25 protein-coding genes are annotated in these 23998 nt (G+C 30.0%); 15 read left to right on the forward strand and 10 right to left on the reverse strand.

Features of this window, described 5'->3' with window-relative positions; translation table 11 throughout:
* The first annotated feature begins 68 nt into the window (after nucleotides 1-68).
* Nucleotides 69-1610, forward strand: a complete 1542-nt coding sequence (gene amaB / locus ACTG3V_RS00480) for an L-piperidine-6-carboxylate dehydrogenase (protein WP_439130151.1) — start codon at nucleotides 69-71, stop codon at nucleotides 1608-1610.
* Nucleotides 1611-1672: 62 nt separating this feature from the next.
* On the opposite strand, the gene ACTG3V_RS00485 is transcribed toward amaB, so the two are convergent.
* The 5 genes from ACTG3V_RS00485 to ACTG3V_RS00505 all read right to left on the reverse strand — a co-directional run bounded on the left by ACTG3V_RS00485 (nucleotide 1673) and on the right by ACTG3V_RS00505 (nucleotide 6098).
* Entirely contained in the window at nucleotides 1673-2833 is a 1161-nt protein-coding gene (locus ACTG3V_RS00485; protein WP_439130152.1) for a hypothetical protein, read from the reverse strand.
* Complete coding sequence (locus tag ACTG3V_RS00490) at nucleotides 2814-3338, reverse strand: hypothetical protein (RefSeq protein WP_439130153.1); 525 nt, start codon at nucleotides 3336-3338, stop codon at nucleotides 2814-2816. Before ACTG3V_RS00490 ends, ACTG3V_RS00485 begins: the two co-directional genes overlap by 20 nt.
* Nucleotides 3328-3810 carry an RNA polymerase sigma factor gene (locus ACTG3V_RS00495; RefSeq protein WP_439130154.1) on the reverse strand — a complete coding sequence of 161 codons (483 nt, stop codon included), beginning with the start codon at nucleotides 3808-3810 and terminating at the stop codon, nucleotides 3328-3330. The genes ACTG3V_RS00490 and ACTG3V_RS00495 overlap by 11 nt, the downstream gene beginning before the upstream one ends.
* A 424-nt stretch (nucleotides 3811-4234) precedes the next feature.
* Nucleotides 4235-5239 carry a sugar kinase gene (locus ACTG3V_RS00500; RefSeq protein WP_439130155.1) on the reverse strand — a complete coding sequence of 335 codons (1005 nt, stop codon included), beginning with the start codon at nucleotides 5237-5239 and terminating at the stop codon, nucleotides 4235-4237.
* 70 nt (nucleotides 5240-5309) lie between these two features.
* Nucleotides 5310-6098, reverse strand: coding sequence for an alpha/beta fold hydrolase (locus ACTG3V_RS00505; protein WP_439130156.1), 789 nt, complete (start codon nucleotides 6096-6098; stop codon nucleotides 5310-5312).
* 146 nt (nucleotides 6099-6244) lie between these two features.
* Here ACTG3V_RS00505 and ppk2 point away from each other — a divergent pair, with 146 nt between their 5' ends.
* Both ppk2 and ACTG3V_RS00515 read left to right on the forward strand, forming a co-directional pair.
* On the forward strand, nucleotides 6245-7045 hold the full coding sequence (ppk2, locus tag ACTG3V_RS00510) for a polyphosphate kinase 2 (protein ID WP_439130157.1): 801 nt from the start codon (nucleotides 6245-6247) through the stop codon (nucleotides 7043-7045).
* Between the two features lie 176 nt (nucleotides 7046-7221).
* On the forward strand, nucleotides 7222-7791 hold the full coding sequence (locus ACTG3V_RS00515) for a hypothetical protein (protein ID WP_439130158.1): 570 nt from the start codon (nucleotides 7222-7224) through the stop codon (nucleotides 7789-7791).
* Nucleotides 7792-7794: 3 nt separating this feature from the next.
* On the opposite strand, the gene ACTG3V_RS00520 is transcribed toward ACTG3V_RS00515, so the two are convergent.
* Both ACTG3V_RS00520 and ACTG3V_RS00525 read right to left on the reverse strand, forming a co-directional pair.
* Entirely contained in the window at nucleotides 7795-7986 is a 192-nt protein-coding gene (locus ACTG3V_RS00520; RefSeq protein WP_439130159.1) for a helix-turn-helix domain-containing protein, read from the reverse strand.
* Nucleotides 7987-8310: 324 nt separating this feature from the next.
* Nucleotides 8311-9069, reverse strand: a complete 759-nt coding sequence (locus ACTG3V_RS00525) for a DUF481 domain-containing protein (protein WP_439130160.1) — start codon at nucleotides 9067-9069, stop codon at nucleotides 8311-8313.
* Between the two features lie 231 nt (nucleotides 9070-9300).
* Here ACTG3V_RS00525 and ACTG3V_RS00530 point away from each other — a divergent pair, with 231 nt between their 5' ends.
* Nucleotides 9301-9879 (forward strand): Crp/Fnr family transcriptional regulator, encoded by a 579-nt coding sequence (locus ACTG3V_RS00530; RefSeq protein WP_439130161.1) that lies wholly within the window; start codon nucleotides 9301-9303, stop codon nucleotides 9877-9879.
* 116 nt (nucleotides 9880-9995) lie between these two features.
* Here ACTG3V_RS00530 and brnQ read toward each other — a convergent pair whose 3' ends face one another.
* Together brnQ and ACTG3V_RS00540 are read right to left on the reverse strand one after the other, a co-directional pair.
* Nucleotides 9996-11282 carry a branched-chain amino acid transport system II carrier protein gene (gene brnQ, locus ACTG3V_RS00535; protein WP_439130162.1) on the reverse strand — a complete coding sequence of 429 codons (1287 nt, stop codon included), beginning with the start codon at nucleotides 11280-11282 and terminating at the stop codon, nucleotides 9996-9998.
* Between the two features lie 2 nt (nucleotides 11283-11284).
* Entirely contained in the window at nucleotides 11285-12835 is a 1551-nt protein-coding gene (locus ACTG3V_RS00540; protein ID WP_439130163.1) for a serine hydrolase, read from the reverse strand.
* Between the two features lie 153 nt (nucleotides 12836-12988).
* Here ACTG3V_RS00540 and ACTG3V_RS00545 point away from each other — a divergent pair, with 153 nt between their 5' ends.
* The 3 genes from ACTG3V_RS00545 to ACTG3V_RS00555 all read left to right on the forward strand — a co-directional run bounded on the left by ACTG3V_RS00545 (nucleotide 12989) and on the right by ACTG3V_RS00555 (nucleotide 15037).
* Entirely contained in the window at nucleotides 12989-13591 is a 603-nt protein-coding gene (locus ACTG3V_RS00545) for a transposase (RefSeq protein ID WP_439130164.1), read from the forward strand.
* 69 nt (nucleotides 13592-13660) lie between these two features.
* The gene (locus tag ACTG3V_RS00550; RefSeq protein ID WP_439130165.1) at nucleotides 13661-14440 is read left to right on the forward strand and encodes an alpha/beta fold hydrolase; all 780 of its coding nucleotides are present in this window, start codon (nucleotides 13661-13663) and stop codon (nucleotides 14438-14440) included.
* 42 nt (nucleotides 14441-14482) lie between these two features.
* Nucleotides 14483-15037, forward strand: a complete 555-nt coding sequence (locus ACTG3V_RS00555) for a hypothetical protein (RefSeq protein ID WP_439130166.1) — start codon at nucleotides 14483-14485, stop codon at nucleotides 15035-15037.
* Here the strand turns inward: ACTG3V_RS00555 and thiL are convergent.
* Nucleotides 15034-16083, reverse strand: coding sequence for a thiamine-phosphate kinase (gene thiL, locus ACTG3V_RS00560; RefSeq protein ID WP_439130167.1), 1050 nt, complete (start codon nucleotides 16081-16083; stop codon nucleotides 15034-15036). The two genes, ACTG3V_RS00555 and thiL, sit on opposite strands and share 4 nt — an antisense overlap.
* Before the next feature lie 109 nt (nucleotides 16084-16192).
* On the opposite strand from thiL, the gene ACTG3V_RS00565 reads away from it, so the two are divergent.
* From ACTG3V_RS00565 to ACTG3V_RS00600, 8 genes are all read left to right on the forward strand, one after another.
* On the forward strand, nucleotides 16193-17542 hold the full coding sequence (locus ACTG3V_RS00565; protein ID WP_439130168.1) for a choice-of-anchor B family protein: 1350 nt from the start codon (nucleotides 16193-16195) through the stop codon (nucleotides 17540-17542).
* Nucleotides 17543-17549: 7 nt separating this feature from the next.
* Nucleotides 17550-18866 carry a hypothetical protein gene (locus ACTG3V_RS00570; protein ID WP_439130169.1) on the forward strand — a complete coding sequence of 439 codons (1317 nt, stop codon included), beginning with the start codon at nucleotides 17550-17552 and terminating at the stop codon, nucleotides 18864-18866.
* 5 nt (nucleotides 18867-18871) lie between these two features.
* A complete protein-coding gene (locus ACTG3V_RS00575; RefSeq protein WP_439130170.1) occupies nucleotides 18872-19627 on the forward strand; it encodes an MbnP family protein in 756 nt (251 codons plus the stop codon).
* Between the two features lie 7 nt (nucleotides 19628-19634).
* Nucleotides 19635-20726: a cytochrome-c peroxidase gene (locus tag ACTG3V_RS00580; RefSeq protein WP_439130171.1), complete on the forward strand. Its 1092-nt coding sequence runs from the start codon at nucleotides 19635-19637 to the stop codon at nucleotides 20724-20726.
* Between the two features lie 106 nt (nucleotides 20727-20832).
* Complete coding sequence (locus ACTG3V_RS00585) at nucleotides 20833-21162, forward strand: HesB/IscA family protein (protein ID WP_439130172.1); 330 nt, start codon at nucleotides 20833-20835, stop codon at nucleotides 21160-21162.
* A 51-nt stretch (nucleotides 21163-21213) separates the two neighbouring features.
* Nucleotides 21214-21585, forward strand: a complete 372-nt coding sequence (locus ACTG3V_RS00590; RefSeq protein WP_439130173.1) for a four helix bundle protein — start codon at nucleotides 21214-21216, stop codon at nucleotides 21583-21585.
* 33 nt (nucleotides 21586-21618) lie between these two features.
* Entirely contained in the window at nucleotides 21619-23067 is a 1449-nt protein-coding gene (gene sufB, locus ACTG3V_RS00595) for a Fe-S cluster assembly protein SufB (RefSeq protein WP_439130174.1), read from the forward strand.
* Between the two features lie 70 nt (nucleotides 23068-23137).
* On the forward strand, nucleotides 23138-23992 hold the full coding sequence (locus ACTG3V_RS00600; protein ID WP_439130175.1) for an N-acyl homoserine lactonase family protein: 855 nt from the start codon (nucleotides 23138-23140) through the stop codon (nucleotides 23990-23992).
* Nucleotides 23993-23998 lie beyond the last annotated feature (6 nt).

Raw genomic sequence — 23998 nt, forward strand, 5'->3', positions numbered from 1 at the left:
TTTATTGGTTAGTGAAATTATTTGTAAATTCGTTCTTCGAATGTAAACAACAAAAACGACACAGCAAAATGACAGATTTTGGAATACAAGAAGCCTTGAACCAATTAGGTATAAAAGATATAAATAACGGAACTTCTACTGGTTCAAATAGCTTTTCTAATGGAGAAATAATTGAAAGTTTTTCTCCTGTTGATGGAAAATTAATAGGTAAAGTAAAATCAACTACGAAAGAAGATTACGAAAAAGTAATCAATACAGCTACAAAAGCATTTATTGGTTGGAGAGAGAAACCAGCTCCTCAAAGAGGAGAAATTGTACGTCAGTTTGGTAATAAATTAAGAGAATTAAAAGAACCTTTAGGAAAATTGGTTTCCTACGAAATGGGTAAATCTTTGCAAGAAGGATATGGAGAAGTACAAGAAATGATAGATATCTGTGATTTTGCAGTAGGTTTATCTCGTCAGTTAAATGGACAAACGATTCCCTCTGAAAGACCAGGTCATGTAATGAGAGAGCAATGGCATCCAATAGGAGTTGTGGGTATTATTTCTGCCTTTAATTTTCCTGTGGCTGTTTGGGCTTGGAACACTGCTTTGGCTTGGGTTTGTGGTGATGTTTGTGTTTGGAAAGCTTCAGAAAAAACGCCATTGTGTGCTGTTGCTTGTCAAAATATTATCGCAACCATTTTGGCAGCAAATAATTTGCCAGAAGGAATTTCATCCATCATTACAGGAGATTATAAAGTAGGCGAAATGATGACTACAGATAGTAGAATTCCTTTAGTTTCTGCAACAGGTTCTACAAAAATGGGTAGAATTGTGGGTGCAACTGTGGCACAGCGTTTTGGAAAATCATTATTAGAATTAGGTGGAAATAATGCCATTATCATTACACCAACTGCAGATTTAAAAGTAGTAGTTCCTGGAGCTGTTTTTGGCGCTGTGGGTACTTGTGGACAAAGATGTACATCAACTAGAAGATTAATTATACACGAATCTGTTTACGATAAAGTACGCGATGCCATTGTGGGTGCTTATCAACAAATTAAAATTGGAAATCCTTTGGATGAAAACAATCATGTTGGTCCTTTAATTGATGCAGCTGCTGTAAATACCTACTTGTCTGCTATTGAAAAAGCAAAAATAGAAGGTGGAACTGTTTTGGTTGATGGTGGTGTTTTAAAAGGTGAAAATTATGAAAGTGGTTGCTACGTAAAACCAGCAATTATTGAAGCAGAAAATCATTTTGAAATTGTGCAACACGAAACTTTTGCGCCCATTTTATATTTGATGAAATATACTGGCGAAGTAGAAAATGCCATTGCAAAACAAAATGGAGTTGCGCAAGGTTTATCCTCTGCAATTATGACCAATGAGCTTAAAGAAGCAGAGAAATTCTTGTCTTACGCTGGTTCTGATTGTGGAATTGCCAACGTAAATATTGGAACTTCTGGTGCAGAAATTGGTGGCGCTTTTGGAGGTGAAAAAGAAACCGGTGGTGGACGAGAATCTGGGTCTGATGCTTGGAAAGTGTATATGCGTAGACAAACCAATACCATAAATTATTCAGATGAATTGCCTTTGGCACAAGGTATTAAGTTCGATTTATAAATGATATTATTCCCCAACTTTGTGAACCAACTTTTCAAAATTAAGAAAAGTTGGTTTTTTTGTTATTTAATATTTAAAATTCCATTTTTTAACTCGGCTTCAATGCTCCCTAAAAACGGAATGTTTTCCTTTCTCTTTTTCTGGAGAATTTTAAACATATCTTTTTCTTTAGATGTACCAAAAGATGTTTTTATGCCATCCATATTTAAAGTGGTGTTCAACCCAAAAACATCCATAGAAAAATTAGTCTCTTTTACTTTGTACAAATTGAGTTCTGTGTAATTTCCTTTTAAATTAAATTTTTTGAAGTTTTCATTGAAATTGTAAAGATGAATTTTACTATCAAAATCTGTAACAATAACATTTTTACCTATTTCACCAACATTAATTGTAGATGTTTCTAGCTTCATTTTTGAATTAGAAATAACGCCAATATTTACTTTTGACATGTCTCTAAACTTGAGTGTTGAATTTTTTAGTCCATAGGTTTCTAGAATACCATTTGAAGAATTTATTTGATTATTCTTACCATTTAATCTTTTGAACTTAAAAAAGCCTTTAAAGCTTTCCATTTTAAAATTAGTTTCAACATCATAATCTAATTTAATATCAGATTCCAATGCTTTTATTTTTAAGCTAACATTTTTTGGTACTTCAATTACAAACTTCTTCTCTATTTTTCTATCGCTTTTTGAAGCTTTCTTATGAGGGTAATTATCAATATCTTTTTTTATATAATTATCAAAGTCATTTCCTATACTAAAATTAATTTCTGCTATTAAAGAATCTTTAGTTTTATATAAATGTTTTCTCTCTTTATAAATTTTTAAAAAATTTTGAACATAATTTTTATAAACGATATTGATCGGATTATCAAAATTTTTATAGTCAAAATTAGAATGATACTTTATATCAATTCCTAAAAAAGCAGAATTCTTTGCTTTTAAAAAAATTTGATTTTTCTTTTTAGTTGTTTTTACTATTGATTTATCTAATAGAATATCTATTTTTCTTTTAGAGTAATTATAGAAAGTCATTTGATAATTAAAGTGTATTTTATCGTCTTTAGAAGTAATAATATGAACATCTGCATTATCTAAATCTAAATTTAAGACTGTATTTTCATCAACAGTATAGCTTTTGTTAATTAACACTTTTTTGGTTTGTGCAAAAGAAATACTTGTGGCTAAAAAAAATAAAATACTATAAATATATGGTTTCATTACTGGTGTTTTTTTGGTTCAACTCTTTAATATGTTCTTTAATATTTTTAACCAACTCCAAACGTCTTTGTAAGTTGTTTATCAATGCTTCTAACACATTTATATTATTAGGGGATTTTTCTAAGGCTTTGGTTATTTTTTGGTAATCTTTATCAAAATCACGCATTTTTATTTTATATTTTTTTACTAAAACAGTGTCTTTAGCAACTTCAATAAAACCTTGCCATTCCTTATCTATATTGGTTAAATACTCGTTTTCAATTGCTGCTAATTGAATTTGAAGTGGTGTCTTTTCAATTGTAGTATTTGCATTTAAATAGAAAAATGCACTTACTAAAACTATTGCAACAGCAGCAGCAATTTTGAGTATAGTATTCCCACGAAATCCTTTTTGTTTTTTATTTTGATGTTCTAATTTATGTAAAAAATCAGCTCTATGGTTTTTAGGAATTTCTGTTTTAGCATCTTCTTTTGTATTCCATAATTTTCTGATATCATGTTCCATAATTCTCAGTTTTTAAGTTGTCTTTTAAAAGCAATTTTGCTCTTCTTAATTGCGTTCTTGAGGTTTTAACAGGAATCTTTAAAATCTCTGATATTTCTTGATGATCATACCCTTCTAACAAATACAATTTTATAACCAATTGGTATTTTTGTGGTAATGCTGCTATCGCTTCTAAAATTGATGATTTGCTGATTCTAGTGTCAAAATTCCAATCCTCATCGTTTGAAATTTCTAAAGGATAATCATCTAAAGAAACCGTATCTAACTTTCGTTTCTTAATAGCATCAATACAGGTATTTATGACGATTTTTTTTAACCAAGCACTAAAATTTGTTCCATTTTTATAATGTTCTAAATTCAAGAAAGCCTTTAAGAAACCCTCTTGCATCATATCTTTTGCTTCTTCTTTATTTTTAAAATATCGACAAGAAATTACAAACATGGCATCACAATGCAAATCATACAATTTCATTTGCGCTTTTTGATTGCGCTTTTTGATTGCGCTTTTTACTTTGTTTTACTAAAAAATAAATTTCTTTAGACATTCTAGAGGTTGGTTCTATTTTTAAAAACGATTAAAAAAGACAAGGGTTTCAAATTGTATAAATTAATACAATATTTTTTGCAAAAGTTTCTTTTTTATGGATATAAGACAGAAAAATAAAAGACAAACGCAACCTTACGAAGACTCTCAAAATAATTAGCTGTAATAATAAGCAGGGCAGATGTTTTGTAAGTAATTTATGTTAAAGAAAAACTGATTTTATAAAGAAGGATAAAATAGTTTTAATTCACATCTTACACAGTAAAAAAGATTTCACTTTTTATCAGAGTAATTTTTTTATTATTCTGCAACAACCAAAGCAAACTTTAAAACTAATTGGTATGTAGAATTGTTATCGCTGAAATCTTCCAGTAGTATTACCACCTAAAATACTTATAACATCTTGTTCGTTAGCGTAATTTATATCTCCAGCATAGGTGTGTTTTATAGCGCAAGCTGCATTACCAAATTGCATCGCTTTAAAGTCATCAAAATTTTGTAAACCATGTATTACACCAGCAGCAAAAGCATCACCAGTACCAATTCTATCCACTATATGTGTAATATCTAATTCTTCGGTTTCTTGAAACTCAATGCCATTCCACATTCTTGCCTTCATTTTATGCCAAGAAGAATTTATGGAAGTTCTTATTTTATCAAAAACTTTTTCTATGGTTGGGAATTCTTTAATTAAATGTTGGCTAGCCTTTATAAAATCTTCATTAGAAAAAGAATAATTAGTTTCTAAAAGCTCATTAATTTCATTTACACCACCTATAAAAACCGTTGAATACTGCATTAATTCAGCCAAAACATCTTTAGGTTTTTCTCCATAATTCCACAAACCACTTCTATAAGTTGGGTCTGCAGAAACCGTCATTCCTTTTTTTCTAGCTAACTTAACAGCTTCTAATAATGTTTGCTGGCTTCCTTTATTCAAAGCAGGTGTAATTCCTGTCCAATGAAACCATTTTCCATTTTCTAAAGCTTTTTCCCAATTTACCATAGCTGGTACAATTTCAGAAAAAGAAGAATGTGAACGATTATAAGAAATTGTACTTGGTCTCATAACTGCACCAACTTCTAAAAAATACACTCCTAAAGGTCTTTGAGAACGTACAATTGATGAAGTATCAACGCTAAATTTGTTTAAATAAGATATGGCTGTATCTCCAATAAAATCATTAGAAATACAAGAGATATGCTTTACTTTACCTCCAAAATTGGCTATTGAAATACCAACGTTTACTTCTGTACCACCAAAATAAAACTCTGCAGCATTAGATTGTACAAATTTTTTGTTTCCAATTGGTGATATTCGCATTAAAACTTCGCCGAAAGTAATTACTTGATTCATCTTAAACTTTTTTACACAGTAAAAGTAAAGATTTACAGCTAATAATTAGAAGATATTTAAGGTAATTATATTAAGAAATTCTCAAAGAATGGATAAAATCAATCGTTTGAAGGTTAAATGTTTCTGGCTGTTCAACATTTACAACATGGCCACATTTATCGATCACAAAAAGTGATGCTTTTTTATGTAGTTTTACTATGTTTTTTATAGAAGGTAAAAATAAGTGGTCTTCTGCACCCATTACATACAAAGTAGGAATCTTAATATCTTTTGTTCTAAAAAAACGCAAAAGCGGATTTATTTCTGATGTTAATTTAAACCAACGTATAAATTCTTTCTGATAGAGTTTCTTGGCTTCGTTTACAAATAAAGATCTAGATTTTTTATGATTTTTTCTAGGCATAATAATAAACGCAAAAAGCTTATACAAAAGCATATAAGGCACAACAGATTTAAATATTACTCCTAATCTCATTAAAATTTGAGAACGAATATTTAGTTTAATAATTGCGCCACCCATAATCATACTTTTCACTAATTCTGGTCTTTTTTCGGCCAGATTACGAATTAAAATTGTACCTAATGAAATGCCAATAAAATGCGATTTCGAAATATTTAAATGTTCTATAACTTCAACGATGTCATTGGTAATCGAATCAAAAGTATATTTAGATTTAAAGGTGTCTTTTAGCTTGGGTTGACTATTTCCATGCCCTCTTAAATCTAAAATCAATACATTAAAATGTTTTTTAAAATCTCTTACTTGCTTAAACCATATAGAACTACTACCTCCTGCACCATGTACAAAAGTAACCCACTCTGAAGATTTTTTATGAGGATATAAATAGTAGTTTAACAAAAAAGTATTTTATAAAATTTCAAACAAAAATAACTTATTTTAATGACATACAAAGCTAACTCTTTATTTTGAGGTTTTTTAGACCCTAAATTAGCTTCACTAAAATAGCATTAATCTTGTTTTTTGATTTTTTGTAAATTGGCAATATGGAAAAATCAAACTCAACAAACAGAAAACAGAAAAATTTTAACTACGAGAAAGAACTAGCTAAACTACACGAAGAATTAGTACATCTGCAAGAATGGGTAAAACACCAAAAGTTAAAAGTAGTAATTCTTTTTGAAGGTAGAGACGCTTCTGGAAAGGGTGGAACTATTAAACGTTTTACAGAACCTTTAAACCCAAGAATTTGTAAAGTAGTTGCTTTAGGTGTGCCCACAGAACGAGAAAAAACACAATGGTATTTTCAACGTTATGTGCAATATTTACCAGCAGCTGGAGAAATTGTATTGTTTGATAGAAGTTGGTACAACAGAGCAGGTGTAGAAAAAGTAATGGGGTTTTGCACTGATGATGAGTATGATGAGTTTTTACGTTCTTGCCCAGAATTTGAAAGAATGTTAGTTCGTTCTGGTATTGTTGTTTTAAAATACTGGTTTTCGGTAAGTGATGAAGAGCAAGAAAAACGCTTTAAAAACAGAATTAACAATCCTTTAAAGCGTTGGAAATTTAGCCCAATGGATTTAGAATCGCGCTCTAGATGGTTAGAGTATTCAAAAGCTAAAGATAAAATGTTTGCACATACAGATACTAAACAAGTGCCTTGGTTTGTAGTAAACTCTGATAATAAAAAGAAAGCTCGTTTAAACTGTATTAGCCATGTTTTAAGTAAAATTCCATATAAAAAAATGAATATTGAACCAATAGATTTACCTCCATTACCAGACAATAAAGCTTATGTAAGACCCCCAATGGATTACCAAACTTTTGTGCCCGAAAAATTTTAGAATTTAAAGAGTATTGCTAGCAATTCGTTATTAGATATTAAAAATTAAATGAGTCTGTTTTAACATCAAATTAAGAGTACCACTAAATAATGTGTTAAATAAACTGCTGATTAACTAATGTTTAAGAGCTTTTAACCTGGGTTTTTTTAATTTTGAAATTCCTAAAGATTCTCATTATGAAAAAACGAATACTAATATTGTTATTAATTATTGCAAGTTTAACTTTTTGCATAAGCAAACAGCAAAAGTTTAAACAACTTGTAATTCGCAATGAAAATATTAACATTCAAGGTGTTGAGGTAGACGCTAAATATTTAATTACTGAGGTGGAGGTAGATAGAGTAAAAGTTGGTGATTCTTATAAAACGCATAAAAATAAATTGAAAGTAGCTGCCATTGAAAATGGTGAAGATTTTTTTAATGTTTACGATTTATATAATTCTAACAACGAAAAAATTGCTTTGGTATACATGGATCCTTATGACCCAAAAACTATTAACACTATAGCAATTCTATCACCTAAATATAAAACAGAAAAAGGGATTGGGGTAGGAAGTACTTTTAAAGAAATTAAAGAAACCTATCCTGAGTGTGAAGTTCATGGAAGTGAAATTGAAGGAAGAACTGTTGTTATGGTTGGCGATTATCACTTTTTGTTAGAAGGTGTATTTTTCGACTCTTACATTGTAGACGAATCTAAAATTAAACCATCAACAAGAATAAAAGAAGTGATACTTAGAAAGTAAAAATTAATCCTTTATTTCTAATTTGTAGCCTATTCCATGAATATTAATCAACTTTATGGCCTCATCATCTTGTAATTTTTTGCGTAATTTAGAAATATAAGTATCTAAACTTCTGCCTACAAAAACCCCATTATCTTCCCAAACCTTTTTGGTTAGTTCTTTACTTTTTACAACATAATTTTTGTGAGCAATCAATATTTCTTAAAGTTCGCACTTTTTTTTAAATAATTATACTTCAATAGTTTTTTACAAGTTTACTCTGACTTGGATAAAAAAAAAACCTTTTCTTTAGTTTTTGATGAAATGAGTATTGCCTTCCTTTTTCTTAACAATAAACTTACGATATAAAACCCCATAATCAAAAGGATAGAAATGAAATATAAAATGAGGTTTATTAATTTCTCTTGTTATTAAAAAAAAGTATCTGAATCAAACAGCAGTTTTTAGGTGAGTTTGCAGTTTATTTGGAATTTTTTTTAGACAAGAAAAGTAAATTTTTTCTGTTACTATATATTAAACCTAAAAACTCTTTAAAGTAAAGCCAAATGTTAAAAATTTATCTTGTTGTTTTTGGTTTTCAATCACTAAGCTTTCAAAGGTATGTAAATAATTGACCTTAAAATTTAAGTGTTTCCACACAGGTAATTCTAAACCAACATCTGCTTGCCACCTATAATTATTGCTTTTGCTTAAAGAAGGTTGTAGGTAGGTTTCGTGTGTTATGATTATTTTTTTCTTTAAAAGATGATATTTTCCATTTAACCAAATCGTTCCACGCATCGTGTTTATTGTTTCTTTTCCATTGTATTCTACAAGGTTAAAATTGGTTTTGTTAAAGTAGGTTTTTTCGTATTCACTTGTTAAAGATACTTTTAACCAGTTTTTATCGCTGTTTAAAATTTGGTATGTAATACCTGCACCAAAAAGATAACGTGCATCAATTTCTCTTCTAAAATTAGTACTCATAAACCCTAAAATTAATGGGTACAATTTTTTATGTGGATTTAAGTATAGAAAGTTTAAACTTAAAAAGTCTTCATCAGCTTTGTTTCCACCAAAGGCTTGGTACACATAAGAATTTTGAGTTTTAAAAACAATATTTTTTAAAGGTGTAAAGCTTATATCTGTTTTGGCTCTAAAAATAAACGTTTCCACATTTCCTGCTTGCCAAAAGCCAGTTAAAGATAGTTTAGCTTTTACGTTTAGAGTGTCACTTTCGTTTATTTGGGCGGTTAATAAAAGTGGAACTAGTAAAAGTAAAAAAGTAATTTTTTTCATTTTTTTTTGATTAAATAATCAAGCACAAAAATAAAAGTTTAAGGTTTTGTTTTAAGATTATCCACCTCAATAAAAACCAAACAAAAGCAACTTTAAATTACTTAAAATAAATTTGATTAACAAGTAGTGTTTTTACTTTAATTTAAAGATAATTTAAATAAAAATAATTAATTATATAATTTTATTATATTTATGGTTAAAAAATTGCATTATTCTTTTTTTAAAACAAACATGGAATCAAAAAACGAAATTGTACTTGAGATTTTTAAAGACATTTCTTTTTCTGAAAAAGAGATTGCTTTTATCAACAGTAAATTCACCAAAATGCATTTCAAAAAAGGTGATATTCTTTTAACACCAAATACTTATACTAAAAATCAATTTTATGTTTTTAACGGGTGCCTACGATCGTATTTTATAAATTTAGAAGGTAAAGATCATACCACACAGTTTGCCATAAAAGATTGGTGGATTAGTGATTATACTGCATTTTTTAGCTCAGAAAAGGCTGTAATGAACATTGAATGCTTGCAAGATGCTGTTGTTTATCAGTTTTCTAGAGAAAGCATGAATCATCTTTGTGAAAAAATGCCTAAAGTAGAAATATTTTTTAGAAAAAAAATGGAAAGGGCTTTTGCTGCTTTTCAACAAAGGATTTTAGAGTACTTGTCTTTACCAGCAAAAGAAAGGTATTTGAAATTCATAAACACGTACCCAGAGATCGTAAAGGTTATTAGAAACTATCATATTGCATCTTATTTGGGCATTACCACAGAAAGTTTAAGTAGAATCAGAAAATCAATCCATTAATTTTTATTTCTTAACATACATCAATTTATAAAATAAATAATAAAAATAGATTTGTAGTAACTACCGTTTAAAACCCCTATATTTTAAATTTAAAAGTGAAAAAGCTTAAGGAAAACTTAAGCTTTTTTGACTTTATAATATAATGTAAAGTAATTTACAATTAAAAAACACAAAAAAGCTGGCAATACCCAACCCAAACTAAATTTACCTAAAGGAATTAAATTTTTTAAATCAACTGCAAAACTTTCTAAAGCTGGTATAAATCCTAAAAAATCTGGAATACTAAAAATAAAGGTCACTATAACAACGCCTTTAAAAACAAGTTTGGATGCAAATTTATCTGGTACAATATTTAGTAAAATCAATACAATAGTAATTGGGTATAAAAACATTAATGAAGGCACTGCCAAAGTAATAATAAAATCAACTTGATAACTCCCAACAATAATACCAATTACAGAAGCAATTGCAGCTGTAATAATGTATGCTTTTTGTGAGTTTTTACAAATGCCTTTGATGTAATCTGCAGTACCAGTTACAATACCAACAGCAGTTGTAAAACAAGCCAAAGCTACCAAAACACTTAAAAAAGTAGTGCCTAAATTGCCTAAAGTTTGTGTGCTTAAACTCGTTAAAACTTCGGTTCTAGAAGCATTTTCTGCAAAAGTTGATGAAAATAAGGTACCACTTAAAATTAAGCCACCATAAATAAGTAATAAACCTGTACCTGCAATAAAACCCGCTTTTCTAATCAGTTTTCTTTTTTCTGCAAAAGTGTTATGATTGCTGTAATTTAATGAAATTATAATTACAGCACCAACAACCACACCTGCAATAGCATCAAAAGTTTGATAACCTTCTAAAATACCATCTACAAAAGGTGTTTTAAATGTGCTTGGTGTACTATTTCCTGGTGATGAAAATATTGCGATGCCTATAATGATTAGTAAAATTAAAACAATAATAGGCGTTAAAAATTTACCTATCAAACTAATAATTTTAGAACGATTAATAGCAAACAAAAACACCAAAACAAAGTAAATAATACTGGTAACAATTGCTGGCGAATCAAAAAATGGCTGTATTGCCATTTCATGGGTTACTGCAGCTGTTCTTGGAGATGGAATTGCAAAGGCTATGATATAAATTAAAAAACAAAAAATAGTGCTAAAAAGTGGCGAAACTTTTTTACCAAAATCGTATAAAGTACCTTGTAATTTTGCGTGTGCAAAAATGGCTAAAATTGGTATTGCTATTCCTGTAATTATAAAACCTAAAACTACAATCCACCAATCTGCACCAGCTTTAGCGCCTAAATTGGGTGGTAAAATTAAATTTCCTGCGCCAAAAAATAACGAGAACAGTGCAAAGCCACCAATCCAAATTTCTTTTGTTTTGTTCAAAATTAATTTACTTTTTTAAGATTTAAATCATGAAAATCGAAACTAAAATCGGTAATAGGTGCAATGTATTTCATGGTTGCATTTGTGGCATTGCCTTTCTCATCAAAGGTGAAGTTTACAAAAACATCTGCATCAAAACTTCTGTTGTTCCATTTTGCGACATAAGTGGTTTGGTTGTAAGGTAACAATTTACCTACAATGTCTGTAGATCTCTTGCTTTTTATGGTATAAGAATTTCCATCAAAAGAAATGGAAATATCACCAAACCAAGCATCCGAATAAGTTCCTACAATCTGACTTGGTTTTGGTAAAGTTTTATCGTTTTTAGCCAACACTACTTTTTTGTAAACACTTGCCTTTATACTATCATTATATTGTAAATAATTGGCATTTCTATCACCATAGGTTTTTAACCAATTTCTATCTTTATAACCTAAATAACTGTCTTTTATGGTGTTTGTAATGGTATTAAATGCATTTCCATTCATTTGATTAGTTAATACAATAATTGCCAAATCTAAATCTGGAATCATTGTAAATTGGGTAACAGTACCCAACAAACCACCTGTATGATACACTTGTTTGTAACCACCTTTTACATCCATTAAAAACCAACCCAAACCATAGCCTCTAAAATTGGCATTATACCAATCGTTTTTACCAACTTTTAAGGGAGTTTGCAATTGCCAAAGTTCGTGAAACTGTGCTTCACTCAACAAACGTTTTCCTTCAGCAGTTACAGCATCATTCATTAAAAATTCAGCCCAAGTTAGCATGTCTTTTACGTTGCTTACAATTCCGCCAGCTGCGTTTGCAGTTTCGCTCCAATCATGTGGAATTTGCACCACCTTACCTTCTGTTCTGGTGTGCGCATCTATAATATTAGATTTGTCTGTAACTCTGTTGTATGAGGCTTTACTGCTGGTCATTCCCAAAGGTTTCATAATTTTTTGTTCAATAAATTCTTCCCAAGAAAGACCACTAACACGTTTTAAAACTTCGCCAGCAATAATAAACATGTTATTATTGTAAGCAAATTTGCTTCTAAAAGAACTTTCTGGTTTTAGGTATTTTACATTGTTGATGACATCTGTTACTGTAAAATCATTTCCTTCTGGAAAAAACATCAAATCTCCAGCTCCTAAACCAATACCACTTCTATGAGTTACCAAATCTCTAACTGTAAATTGTTCTGTAACCCAAGCATCATATAATTGAAATTCTGGTATGTGTTTTCGCACTTTATCATCCCAATTTAGTTTGCCAGCATCTACCATCATCGCCAAAGCAAAACACGTAAAACCCTTACTGTTAGAAGCAACACCTACTAAGGTATTTGGATTCATGTCTTTTTTATTGGTTAAAGAACGTACACCAAAACCTTTGGCATATGTTATTTTTCCATCTTTTAAAATTCCGACAGAAATACCTGGAACCTCAAAAGTTGTTAAGGTTTCTTGTATTAATTTATCTAGTTTTTTCTCTTTTATTTGAGCTGATAAAGTAATTGTTGATAGTAAAAAAACAAAAAAGAATTCTTTTAAAAATTTCATGATGTAGCATTGTAATTAAAGCTGAAATATACATATTTTAGGTATATTTAACAGAAGAAAGAATTTATTTTCAGGTAAATAACTTTTATAAAACCAACCCCTAAAGGGTTCGAAACCCTTTAGGGTTTAATATTTCGAAATTAGTTAACTAAAATGAGGCAATTAGAAACCATTAAATTAGATCAATATTATCATATTTATAACAGAGGAATAAATAGCGAAAATTTATTTTATTCGGAAGATAATTATCGTCATTTTTTAAAATTATATAAAAAATATATTTATCCAATTGCAGAAACTTTTGCTTGGTGTCTTTTAAAAAATCACTTTCATTTATTGATAAAAATTAAAAATGAAGAAGAAATTTGCAAAACCTTTTCTATTAATTCCGACAAAGCTACAAAGAAACCTTCTCAACAGTTTTCTAATCTTTTTAATGCCTATGCACAAGCTATTAATAAAAAATATAATAGACATGGTTCTTTGTTTGAAGCTCCTTTTAAAAGAAAACAAATTAAAAATGAAAAGTATTTAAAAAACTTGATTTTATATATTCATAACAATCCAATTCAGCATAACTTTGTTGAAAAGTTATCGAGTTATAAATGGAGTTCGTATAATTCTATTATTTCAGAGAAAAAAACACTCATAGAAAGAAAAAAAGTAATTGATTATTTTAATGATAAACAGAACTTAATTGATACACATCAACAAAAAATTGATACTGAATCTATTGATGAATGGTTAAAGATATAACTAATATAATACTTGACTTCAACCCCAAAAGGGTTTGAAACCCTTTTGGGGTTTAAATGGTAAATTTTAATGAATAAAAACATCACTTTTAAAAACGCAAACCTTTCTTTTTCTGACGAAGGAAAAGGATCCACAGTTGTTTTAATTCATGGTTTTTTAGAAAATTCCACCATGTGGGATACCATAAAACCTGAACTTAGCAAGAGAAATAGAATTATTACTATTGATTTATTAGGTCATGGAAAAAGCGATTGTTTAGGTTATGTACATTCTATGGAAATTTTTGCAGAAGCTGTAGAAGCTGTTTTAAAACATTTAAAACTTCGTAAATTTATTTTGGTTGGCCATTCTTTAGGAGGCTATGTTTGTTTACAAATTGCCAAAAATAATCCTACTAAAATAAAGGGTTTGTGCTTATTAAATTCTACTTCTAATGAGGATTCTGAAGAACGTAAAAAACTACGTTTTAGAGCTAATAAAATGATACAAAATAACTTTACCAATATGGTTAGAATGTCATTTGTAAATTTATTTGGCGAAGAAAGTAGACTAAAATTTAAAACAGAAATAAATGCTGCTTTGCAAGAGGCATTACAAACTCCTATACAAGGTTATATTGCCGCCAATGAAGGTATGAGAATTCGTGAAAACAGCAATGCAGTTTTGTTAGAAAACTATTTTAAAAAGTTGATAATTGCTGGTGAAAAAGATCCTGTTTTAGATGTAGAAACTTCTTTACAAGAAGCTAAAAAAACCAGTTCTGAAATTGTGGTTTTAAATGGCGGTCATATGAGTACCATTGAAAATAAATTTGATTTAATTGATGTTTTATTAAAGTTTATCAATTAATTTATTATTTTTATTGAATCTTTAAAATTCAATAAGTTAGATATGGATTTTTATCAAAAAAAATTTGAATTCGCTCTAGAAAATAAAAGTAACTTTGAAGAAAAGCTTATTCGTTATTTTGAGCTATATGATTTTAAGAAAAACAAAATTGACAACAACGAGTTTACTTTCTATAAAAAATGGTCTTTATTTGATGGTTGGAAAACAAATCCTTTAAATTGGAAATCAAAGCTTATCATTAAACAATTTGAAGATAAGCTTATAATAGATTATGCTGTTGATGGAAATGGCCAAATAACACCAATTGCATTTGAAAGTTTATTTGAAAACTTCATCACCAACCTCATTCAATACCTTAATACAAATAAAGATTTTGTTAAAAGTAATGCTCAAGAAATTGCAAAAGCTCAGAAAAAAATTATAAAGTTTTTTCTTTTTATTATTTTAGGAATTGGCCTAGGCTTTATAGTAGGTTATTTATTTGAAAAACTAACAGATTCAAAAATAATAGGGACTTTTACTATGCTAGCTAGTGGTTATTTATCTTTAAAAATTTTAAATAATTTAATATTAGAAAAGCAAACGATATCAAATTAATCTTCTTGCATCGAATTCCAACCCTGAGCCTTCAATTCAATTTCTTGATTGGCTCTAGTAACCAATTGTAACCCTTGGTTTTCGGCTGTAATATGCCCTATAATTGAAAAATTAGGATTTCCTTTTATGTTTTCAAAATCGGCAATAGGCACCGTAAACAACAACTCGTAATCTTCGCCACCACTTAAAGCAACCATGGTAGAATCTAACTCGAACTCTTCACAAGTTGATATTACTTGTGGATCTAAAGGCAATTTATCCTCATAAATTTTACAACCTACTTTACTTTGTGTACAAATATGAAATAATTCAGACGATAATCCATCAGAAATATCAATCATAGATGTTGGTTTAACACCCAATTCTTTTAGTAAACCAGAAATATCTTTACGTGCTTCAGGTTTTAATTGACGTTCAATTAAGTAGGTGTAATTGTCTAAATCTGGCTGATTGTTTGGGTCAACTTTAAACACTTGTTTTTCTCTTTCTAAAACTTGTAAACCTAAATACGCAGCACCTAAATCACCAGAAACCACAATTAAATCGGTTTCTTTTGCACCATTTCTATAAACAATATCTGCTGCATTTGCTTTTCCAATTGCGGTTACAGAAATTAAAATTCCTTTGGTAGAAGAGGTTGTATCTCCACCAACTAAATCTACTTTATAGGTATCACAAGCTAACTGAATTCCTGCATACAATTCTTCAATTGCTTCTAGTGGAAAACGATTTGAAACTGCAATAGAAACTGTAATTTGTTCTGCAGTTCCATTCATAGCATACACATCACTTAAATTTACCATTACAGCTTTATAACCCAAATGTTTTAATGGCATATAACTTAAATCAAAATGCACACCTTCAACCAATAAATCTGTCGTAATTAAGGTTTGTTTTTCTGAGGCTTCTAAAACAGCAGCATCATCTCCAACAGCTTTTACTGTAGATGAATGTTCAACTTTAAAATATTGTGTTATGTGATTAATTAAACCAAACTCACCAAGTTCAGCTAATGATGTTTTTTGTGGATTTTTATCTGCTAACATCTTGCAAAGATAAGTACTTGATAATGTAAAACAATAAAAATATAAGAACTCTGTTTTAACTCGTAAATACCATAAAAAATCTGTAAATTGCTCAGATAAAACGTTTTTTATGAAATTTAAACACCTTTCCATTTTATCTTTATTCGTCATCCTTTTTTCAGTATGTACATCAGAAACAGCTGAAACTGTTTTAGATGATGATAATGATGGTATAGCCAATAGTATCGATAATTGTCCAGATGTTGCCAATCCTAATCAAGAAGATACCAATAACAATGGTGTTGGTGATGTTTGCGAAATCATCACTAATAATAAAATACCTTGTGAAAATGGTTTTGCAGGTGTTTATCCTTGTGATAATTACGATTTGTTATTGCACATTTCTTTAGAAGATTTAGATCTTTCAGCATCAAATCCGCTAAATATAGAAGGTAATGATTCTTGGGGATGGACAGACCCAATTACAAATAACGAATACGCAATAATTGGTTTAAATAACGGTGTTGCTTTTGTAGATATTACAGATACAGACAATCCTGTACATATTGGCAATCTTCAAACAAGAACAGTTAACAGTCTTTGGCGAGATATAAAAGTATACAACAATCATGCTTTTATTGTTAGTGAGGCAAACAATCATGGTATGCAAGTGTTAGATTTAACAAAACTTAGAGACACAAACAATTCGCCTCGTTTTTTTACGGCTGATGCAGAGTTTACAGATTTTGGTAATGCCCATAATATTGTAATAAATGAAGATTCTGGTTATGCTTATGCTGTAGGTACAAACCTTTCTGGTGGAGGCCCAATTTTTATCAATATTCAAAATCCAAAATCACCAGTTTTAGAAGGTGGTTTCTTTGAAGGTGGCTATTCACATGATGCACAAGTTGTAAATTATAATGGTCCAGACTTAGATTATGCAGGTAAAGAAATTTTAATAGGTAGCAATGGAGAACGTTTTGGAATTAATGAAGTAGTGATAGCAGATGTAACTGATAAAAAAAATCCTAAAAAAGTATCAAATATTAGCTATACAAAACAAGGCTATACACACCAAGGTTGGTTTACAGAAGATCAACGTTATTTTATTGTGGGTGATGAGTTAGATGAATATGATGGTAATGTAAGTAATACAAGAATTCTTATTTTCGATTTGTTAGATTTAGATAACCCTAAGTTGTTATCAGAATATTTTGGCCCCACAACAGCCATAGATCATAATGGATATGTAAAAGAGAATACTTTTTATTTAGCAAATTATAGAGCAGGAGTTAGAATGCATGACATTTCAAACATTGCAAACGGAACAATGCTAGAAACTGGTTTTTTTGATACATATCCAGATAATGATGAACCAGAATTTAATGGAGCTTGGAATGTGTATCCCTTTTTTAAAAGTGGTAAAATAGTGGTGAGTGACATCGAAAAAGGTTTATTTATCATCAAGAAAAAATAAGTTTGTTTTGAAAATAGTATTTCCATTTCTTTTGCTGCTATTATTGGTTTCATGTTCAAAAAATGATGTATTTAAAACAACCCAAAACAACCCATTAACCTTAAATTTTGTAACCACTTTTGGAGGTAGTAAAAATGATGTTGCGCAAAAAATTATCAATACAAATGATAAGGGTTATGCAATTTTAGGACATTCGCAAAGCACAGATTTTGATATCAAAAACAAAACGAATGAAAGTTTCGATTATTGGCTTCTTAAATTTGATGCAGAACATACTTTAGAGTGGAGTAAAACCTTTGGAGGCACTGATGATGATAGAGGAAGAGACCTAGTGCAAACCAATGATAATGGTTTTTTAATTACAGGTTTTAGCAGAAGTTCAGATGGTGATGTTTCTACAAATAATGGAAATTACGATTTTTGGACGGTAAAACTAAATGAGTCAGGAGCTATTTTATGGGAAAAAAGTTTTGGTTTTTTAGGTTCAGATCAAGCGTATACTTTAAAAAAAACATCAGACAATGGTTTTCTTATAGGAGGCTCTTTAGATGTTTCTGCTTCTGGTGGACAAGGAAATGCAAAGTCTCAACACGCAGGTGGCGATTTTTGGTTGATAAAAATAGATGCAAATGGTAACAAAATTTGGTCTAGATATTATGGAGGGCTTTTTACAGATTCCTTATACGATTTAGTAGAAACAGATAATGGCAATTTTATTTTGGTTGGTTCTAGTGATAGCTCAGATACAGACATTTCTAATAACATTGGTAGCTACGATTTTTGGGTTGTTAAAATTGATAAAAATGGAGCTAAAATCTGGGAAAAAAACTTTGGTGGCTCACAACCAGATGAAGCATTTGCTATCGAAAAAACAAACAATAACGAATTTTTAATTGCTGGCAATACCAGAAGCACAGATGTAAATGTTACCGAAAATGCAGGATCTTCAGATATATGGCTCATCAAAATAAATGCTGATGGCGAGTTGCTTTGGGAAAAAACTTATGGAGGTTCTAATTTTGAAATTGCAAAAAATATAAAAAAAAGCAAACAGGGTGGTTTTTATATAGTGGGCAGTTCCAGAAGCGCAGATTTTGATGTTACTAAAAACGAGGGTAATAAAGATGTTTGGATCATAAAAATTGATGAAAACGGAACCTTATTATCGGAAAACTCAATTGGTGGCTCAGAATTAGATGAAGCAAATGATGTTATCGAAACTGAAAATAATGGTATTATTCTTGTGGGTGAATCTTGGAGTAACGATAAAGAAATTCCAGAAAATAAAGGCTTTTCAGATGTGTTAATCATAAATTTAAATTAAAAAAAATGAAAAAAATAATTGGAGTACTGGTTCTTTTTTTAACGCTCAATGCTTGTAAAGACGAATTAGATTGTTGCGTTAATATAGAACCAGTAAATCTTACGTTTAAATTTACTCATAATTGGGATGGTGTTCCTGTAACTTCATCCGATTTCAATCAATTTAAATTTACTAATAAAAATGGCGAAACTATTAGTATAGAAAAATTAAGATACGTTATTTCTGGCATTAATATTGGTTCTAAAAAATTCAGTCATCATTTGGTAAATATTGGCGAAAATTCTGGTTTAGAGTTTCTTGTAAATGAAGTTTCTCAAGGTTCAAATTTTATAAAATTTACCTTTGGTTTTACTGATAACGATAATTTAGATGGTATTTATCAAGATTTAAATTCCGTAAATTTCGGAGTGCCACTCATGTTGGGTGGTGGTTATCATTATATGCAGTTTGATGGGAAGTATAAAGATGCAAATAATGCAGATGCTAATTTCAATTATCATGCAATTCGTGCTGCAGATAGAACAAAATCCAATCCTTGGGAAAATTTACCAGATACTTCTTTTGAGTTTGATTTAGGGACGTTTAATTTTGAAAACGATACGACTATAGAAATTAAAATGAATATTGCAGAATGGTTTAAAAATCCTAATACTTGGAATTTAAACGAGCTCAATACAGTATTAATGCCTAATTCTGAAGCCCAAAAATTAATAAGTGCCAATGGTAAATCTGTGTTTTCTGTTGGCGATGTAACTGAATAATAAATAGATGTCATTTCCACTCTATGTAGAAATCTCTAAAATGAAAAACACTTGGTATTATATTTTTTCTTTTTTTCTTTTGATTAGTTGTGCATCAAAAGAAGAAGATATCTATACCCCAATTCCATACAATTTACAAACACCGCAATTATTTGCAGATAAACTTATTGCCCCAATACTACCAACAGAAAACCCTTTAACAGTAGAAGGCGTTGCTTTAGGAAAAAAATTATTTACAGATAAAATTTTATCAGGTAATCAAACACAGTCTTGTGCACATTGCCACAGATTGCAAGAAGCATTTTCGCACAGCCAGCAATTTAGCGAAGGTTCAAATGGCACATTGGGTCATAGAAACTCAATGCCATTATTTAATTTAGCTTGGAATTTTGACGAACTGTTTTTTTGGGATGGAAAAGCGCTTTCGCTCGAAAATCAGGCGTTTGAACCCGTTTCAAATCCTAATGAAATGAATGCAGATTGGAAAAAAATAGAAGCTAGATTAAACAATCACGATACCTATCCAAGCTTATTTCAACAAGCATTTGGAACTTCGAAAATTGATTCTAATTTGGTGGTAAAAGCCATTGCTCAATTTGAAAGAACCTTAATTTCTGGGAATTCTAAATTCGACAATTATTTATTAGGGAAGGCCACATTAACAACACAAGAACAAAATGGTTTTAACATTTTTATGGATGAAGAAAAAGGTGATTGTTTTCATTGTCATGGAAGTAATAACAATCCACTTTGGACCGATAATCAATTTCACAACAATGGTTTAGATGCTACTTTTCTAGATTTGGGTTTAGGAGCAGTTACAGGTGATCCTGCAGATAATGGTAAATTTAAAACACCATCATTAAGAAATTTAACGTTTACAGCACCTTACATGCACGATGGGCGTTTTACAACAATAGATGAAGTTATCAATCATTATTCAGAAGGTTTGCAATTTTCATCAACTATAGATCCACTTATGAAAAAGGTAAATCAAGGTGGAGTAGGGCTATCAGCACAAGAAAAAGCCGACTTAAAAGCCTTTTTGTTAACCCTTACAGACTTAGAATTTATCAATAATCCAGACTTCAAAAATTAATCAATAAAACCAATGGTTTCATAATTCTTGTTAATGAAAGTTTAACAACTTTGTTCAAGTTATATTGTATATTTGCGAACAATTTAGATTTAATCTATTTAAAATTATGATAAAAGTTTCAGACACAGCAAAGAAAAAAGTCATTGAGTTAATGACTGATGATGGCTTTGACGCAACTAAAGACTTTGTAAGAGTTGGCGTAAAAAGTGGTGGTTGTTCAGGTTTATCTTACGATTTAACTTTTGATAACAAACAACAAGAAAACGATAAAGTTTTTGAAGAAAATAACGTAAGGATTATTGTAGATAAGAAGAGCTTTTTATATTTAGTAGGAACCACTTTAGAGTATTCAGGGGGCTTAAACGGAAAAGGTTTTGTGTTTAATAACCCAAATGCAAATAGAACTTGTGGTTGTGGAGAGAGTTTTAGTTTGTAGGTAAAGTTTAAAGTTTAAAAGTTTTTAAAGTTGTTTGAAAACAAAAAGTAAATGGCAAAATTTAGTTCTTTTGAAGAAATTATTTCTTGGCAAAAAGCAAGAGAATTAAATGTGATAATTTATAAAGTTACGAATTCAAATGATTTATTTAATAAGGATTTTGGATTAAAAGATCAAATAAGAAGAGCGTCAGTTTCAATATCGTCCAACATAGCAGAAGGTTTTGAAAGACAGACAACAAAAGAGTTTATTCGATTTTTATACATTGCTAAAGCTTCTGCAGGCGAAGTTCGCTCTCAGTTATATTTGGCATTTGATATAAATTACATAAGTAAAGATGAGTTTAATGATTTAAAGTTAAAAATTAACGAGGTTTCGAAGTTGATAAGTGGTTTATTAAAATATCTACATTCAACTTTATAAACTTTCTACTTTTTTAACATTATAAACTAGTTTATGAGTAAATATACAGAAGAACAGTTAGAGCAGGAATTAAAAACCAAAGAGTACGAATATGGTTTTTATACAGAAATAGAGAGTGAAACCTTTGCGAAAGGGTTAAATGAAGATGTAGTACGTGCAATTTCTAAAAAGAAAAACGAGCCAGAATGGATGACAGAATGGCGTATAGAAGCATATCGTGTTTGGGAAAAAATGGAAGAACCAGAATGGGCAAATGTAAAATACCCAAAACCAAATTTTCAAGAAATTGCTTATTATTCTGCACCTAAGAAAAAACCAAAACTAAATTCTTTAGATGAGGTAGATCCTGATTTATTAGAAACCTTTAAAAAATTAGGAATTTCTATAGATGAACAAAAGAAATTAGCAAATGTTGCTGTAGATATTGTAATGGATTCTGTTTCTGTAGCCACTACTTTTAAGAAAACCTTAGCTGAAAAAGGGATTATTTTTATGCCAATTTCAGAAGCTATTCAAGAGCATCCAGAGTTGGTGAAAAAATATTTAGGAACAGTGGTGCCTACTTCAGATAATTTTTATGCTGCATTAAATTCGGCTGTTTTTTCTGATGGATCTTTCTGTTACATTCCAAAAGGGGTAAAATGTCCAATGGAATTATCAACTTATTTTAGAATAAATGAAGGCGGAACTGGCCAATTTGAAAGAACCTTAGTTGTTGCAGATAAAGGCAGTTATGTTTCGTATTTAGAAGGTTGTACAGCACCACAAAGAGATGAAAACCAATTGCATGCAGCAGTTGTAGAATTAATTGCGATGGATGATGCAGAAATCAAATACTCAACTGTACAAAACTGGTTTCCAGGAGATGAAAAAGGAAAAGGTGGGGTTTTTAATTTTGTAACCAAAAGAGGATTGTGTGAAACCAATGCAAAAATTTCTTGGACACAAGTAGAAACAGGATCTGCTGTAACTTGGAAATATCCTTCATGTGTTTTAAAAGGAAATAATTCTGTGGGTGAATTTTATTCGATAGCAGTAACTAATCACTTTCAACAAGCAGATACAGGTACAAAAATGATTCACTTGGGTAAAAATACCAAGTCAACTATTATTTCTAAAGGTATTTCTGCTGGGCAATCTCAAAACTCATATAGAGGATTAGTACAGATAAATTCTAGAGCAGAAAATGCACGTAACTTTTCACAATGTGATTCTTTATTAATGGGTAATGCCTGTGGAGCGCACACATTTCCATACATCGAAGCTAAAAATAAATCTGCACAAATAGAGCACGAAGCAACTACAAGTAAAATTGGAGAAGATCAATTGTTTTATTGTAACCAACGTGGAATTGATACAGAAAAAGCCATTGCTTTAATTGTAAACGGTTTTAGCAAAGAAGTGTTAAACAAACTTCCAATGGAATTTGCTGTAGAAGCACAAAAATTATTAGAAATTTCTTTAGAAGGTTCTGTAGGATAAAATTCTTTATTTGTTGATACGTTAATGCGTTTAAACAGATAATCGAATAAACAGATAAACAAAATATCAAATGAAAAAACTACTATTTTTATTTCTTGCAATTAGTATTCTTGGATGTAAGAAATCTGAGAAGAAAGAAACTGCAAAATCCGAAAAACCGGCTGTAAAATTGTACCAATTGGTAGGTGGTTCTATTTTGGTGAAGAAATTAGAAGTTTTTTCTCAAGATACAACCTACACAGGTCAGCAAAAACAATTTACTGATGCCTATTATGTAATTTCACACCCAAAAGGAAATTTAATGTGGGATGCAGGCTTGCCAGAACAATTGGTAATCCCTGAACCTTATAATGAGCCAAGTGGAGTTTATAGAATTCAAAGACCAGATTCTTTGGCAAATCAATTAAAATCAATTGGGTTTAAGATTAAAGATTTCAATTATTTTGCTATGTCTCACTCTCATTTTGATCATACAGGACACGCAAATTACATGAAAGATGCTACACTTTTAATTCAAGAAAATGAATTCAATGCAAATTTAGCAGATACGTTAGCACAAAAAAATCCTGCTATGGCGCAACTTACCAAAGTAAAAAAACTAAATGGAGATTATGATGTTTTTGGAGACGGAACTGTAGTTATTAAATATACACCTGGGCATACAATTGGGCATCAAGCCTTATATGTAGAAGTAGCAGGCCTAGAAAAACCTGTTTTGTTAACAGGAGATTTATATCACTTTCAAGAAAACAGAGAAAATAAAGTAGTGCCTTCTTTTAATTATGATGTTACACAAACATTAAAAAGTATGGAGAATTTTGAAGCTTTTGCAAAAGAAAAAAATGCACAAGTTATTATACAACACTCTCCTTCAGATTATCAAAAATTAGAAAAATTATTAAACAGCTTAGAGCCAAAAGCTTAAAGCAAA

It is taken from the genome of Polaribacter sp. (assembly GCF_965660385.1).
Lineage (GTDB): Bacteria > Bacteroidota > Bacteroidia > Flavobacteriales > Flavobacteriaceae > Polaribacter.

What these genes read in the sequence shown, in the direction of transcription:
- amaB (WP_439130151.1), top strand. Translation starts at nt 69, where the DNA reads ATGACAGATTTTGGAATACAAGAAGCCTTGAACCAATTAGGTATAAAA.
- ACTG3V_RS00485 (WP_439130152.1), bottom strand. Translation starts at nt 2,833, where the DNA reads ATGAAACCATATATTTATAGTATTTTATTTTTTTTAGCCACAAGTATT.
- ACTG3V_RS00490 (WP_439130153.1), bottom strand. Translation starts at nt 3,338, where the DNA reads ATGGAACATGATATCAGAAAATTATGGAATACAAAAGAAGATGCTAAA.
- ACTG3V_RS00495 (WP_439130154.1), bottom strand. Translation starts at nt 3,810, where the DNA reads ATGAAATTGTATGATTTGCATTGTGATGCCATGTTTGTAATTTCTTGT.
- ACTG3V_RS00500 (WP_439130155.1), bottom strand. Translation starts at nt 5,239, where the DNA reads ATGAATCAAGTAATTACTTTCGGCGAAGTTTTAATGCGAATATCACCA.
- ppk2 (WP_439130157.1), top strand. Translation starts at nt 6,245, where the DNA reads ATGGAAAAATCAAACTCAACAAACAGAAAACAGAAAAATTTTAACTAC.
- ACTG3V_RS00515 (WP_439130158.1), top strand. Translation starts at nt 7,222, where the DNA reads ATGAAAAAACGAATACTAATATTGTTATTAATTATTGCAAGTTTAACT.
- ACTG3V_RS00525 (WP_439130160.1), bottom strand. Translation starts at nt 9,069, where the DNA reads ATGAAAAAAATTACTTTTTTACTTTTACTAGTTCCACTTTTATTAACC.
- ACTG3V_RS00530 (WP_439130161.1), top strand. Translation starts at nt 9,301, where the DNA reads ATGGAATCAAAAAACGAAATTGTACTTGAGATTTTTAAAGACATTTCT.
- ACTG3V_RS00540 (WP_439130163.1), bottom strand. Translation starts at nt 12,835, where the DNA reads ATGAAATTTTTAAAAGAATTCTTTTTTGTTTTTTTACTATCAACAATT.
- ACTG3V_RS00545 (WP_439130164.1), top strand. Translation starts at nt 12,989, where the DNA reads ATGAGGCAATTAGAAACCATTAAATTAGATCAATATTATCATATTTAT.
- ACTG3V_RS00550 (WP_439130165.1), top strand. Translation starts at nt 13,661, where the DNA reads ATGAATAAAAACATCACTTTTAAAAACGCAAACCTTTCTTTTTCTGAC.
- ACTG3V_RS00555 (WP_439130166.1), top strand. Translation starts at nt 14,483, where the DNA reads ATGGATTTTTATCAAAAAAAATTTGAATTCGCTCTAGAAAATAAAAGT.
- thiL (WP_439130167.1), bottom strand. Translation starts at nt 16,083, where the DNA reads ATGTTAGCAGATAAAAATCCACAAAAAACATCATTAGCTGAACTTGGT.
- ACTG3V_RS00565 (WP_439130168.1), top strand. Translation starts at nt 16,193, where the DNA reads ATGAAATTTAAACACCTTTCCATTTTATCTTTATTCGTCATCCTTTTT.
- ACTG3V_RS00575 (WP_439130170.1), top strand. Translation starts at nt 18,872, where the DNA reads ATGAAAAAAATAATTGGAGTACTGGTTCTTTTTTTAACGCTCAATGCT.
- ACTG3V_RS00580 (WP_439130171.1), top strand. Translation starts at nt 19,635, where the DNA reads ATGTCATTTCCACTCTATGTAGAAATCTCTAAAATGAAAAACACTTGG.
- ACTG3V_RS00585 (WP_439130172.1), top strand. Translation starts at nt 20,833, where the DNA reads ATGATAAAAGTTTCAGACACAGCAAAGAAAAAAGTCATTGAGTTAATG.
- ACTG3V_RS00590 (WP_439130173.1), top strand. Translation starts at nt 21,214, where the DNA reads ATGGCAAAATTTAGTTCTTTTGAAGAAATTATTTCTTGGCAAAAAGCA.
- sufB (WP_439130174.1), top strand. Translation starts at nt 21,619, where the DNA reads ATGAGTAAATATACAGAAGAACAGTTAGAGCAGGAATTAAAAACCAAA.
- ACTG3V_RS00600 (WP_439130175.1), top strand. Translation starts at nt 23,138, where the DNA reads ATGAAAAAACTACTATTTTTATTTCTTGCAATTAGTATTCTTGGATGT.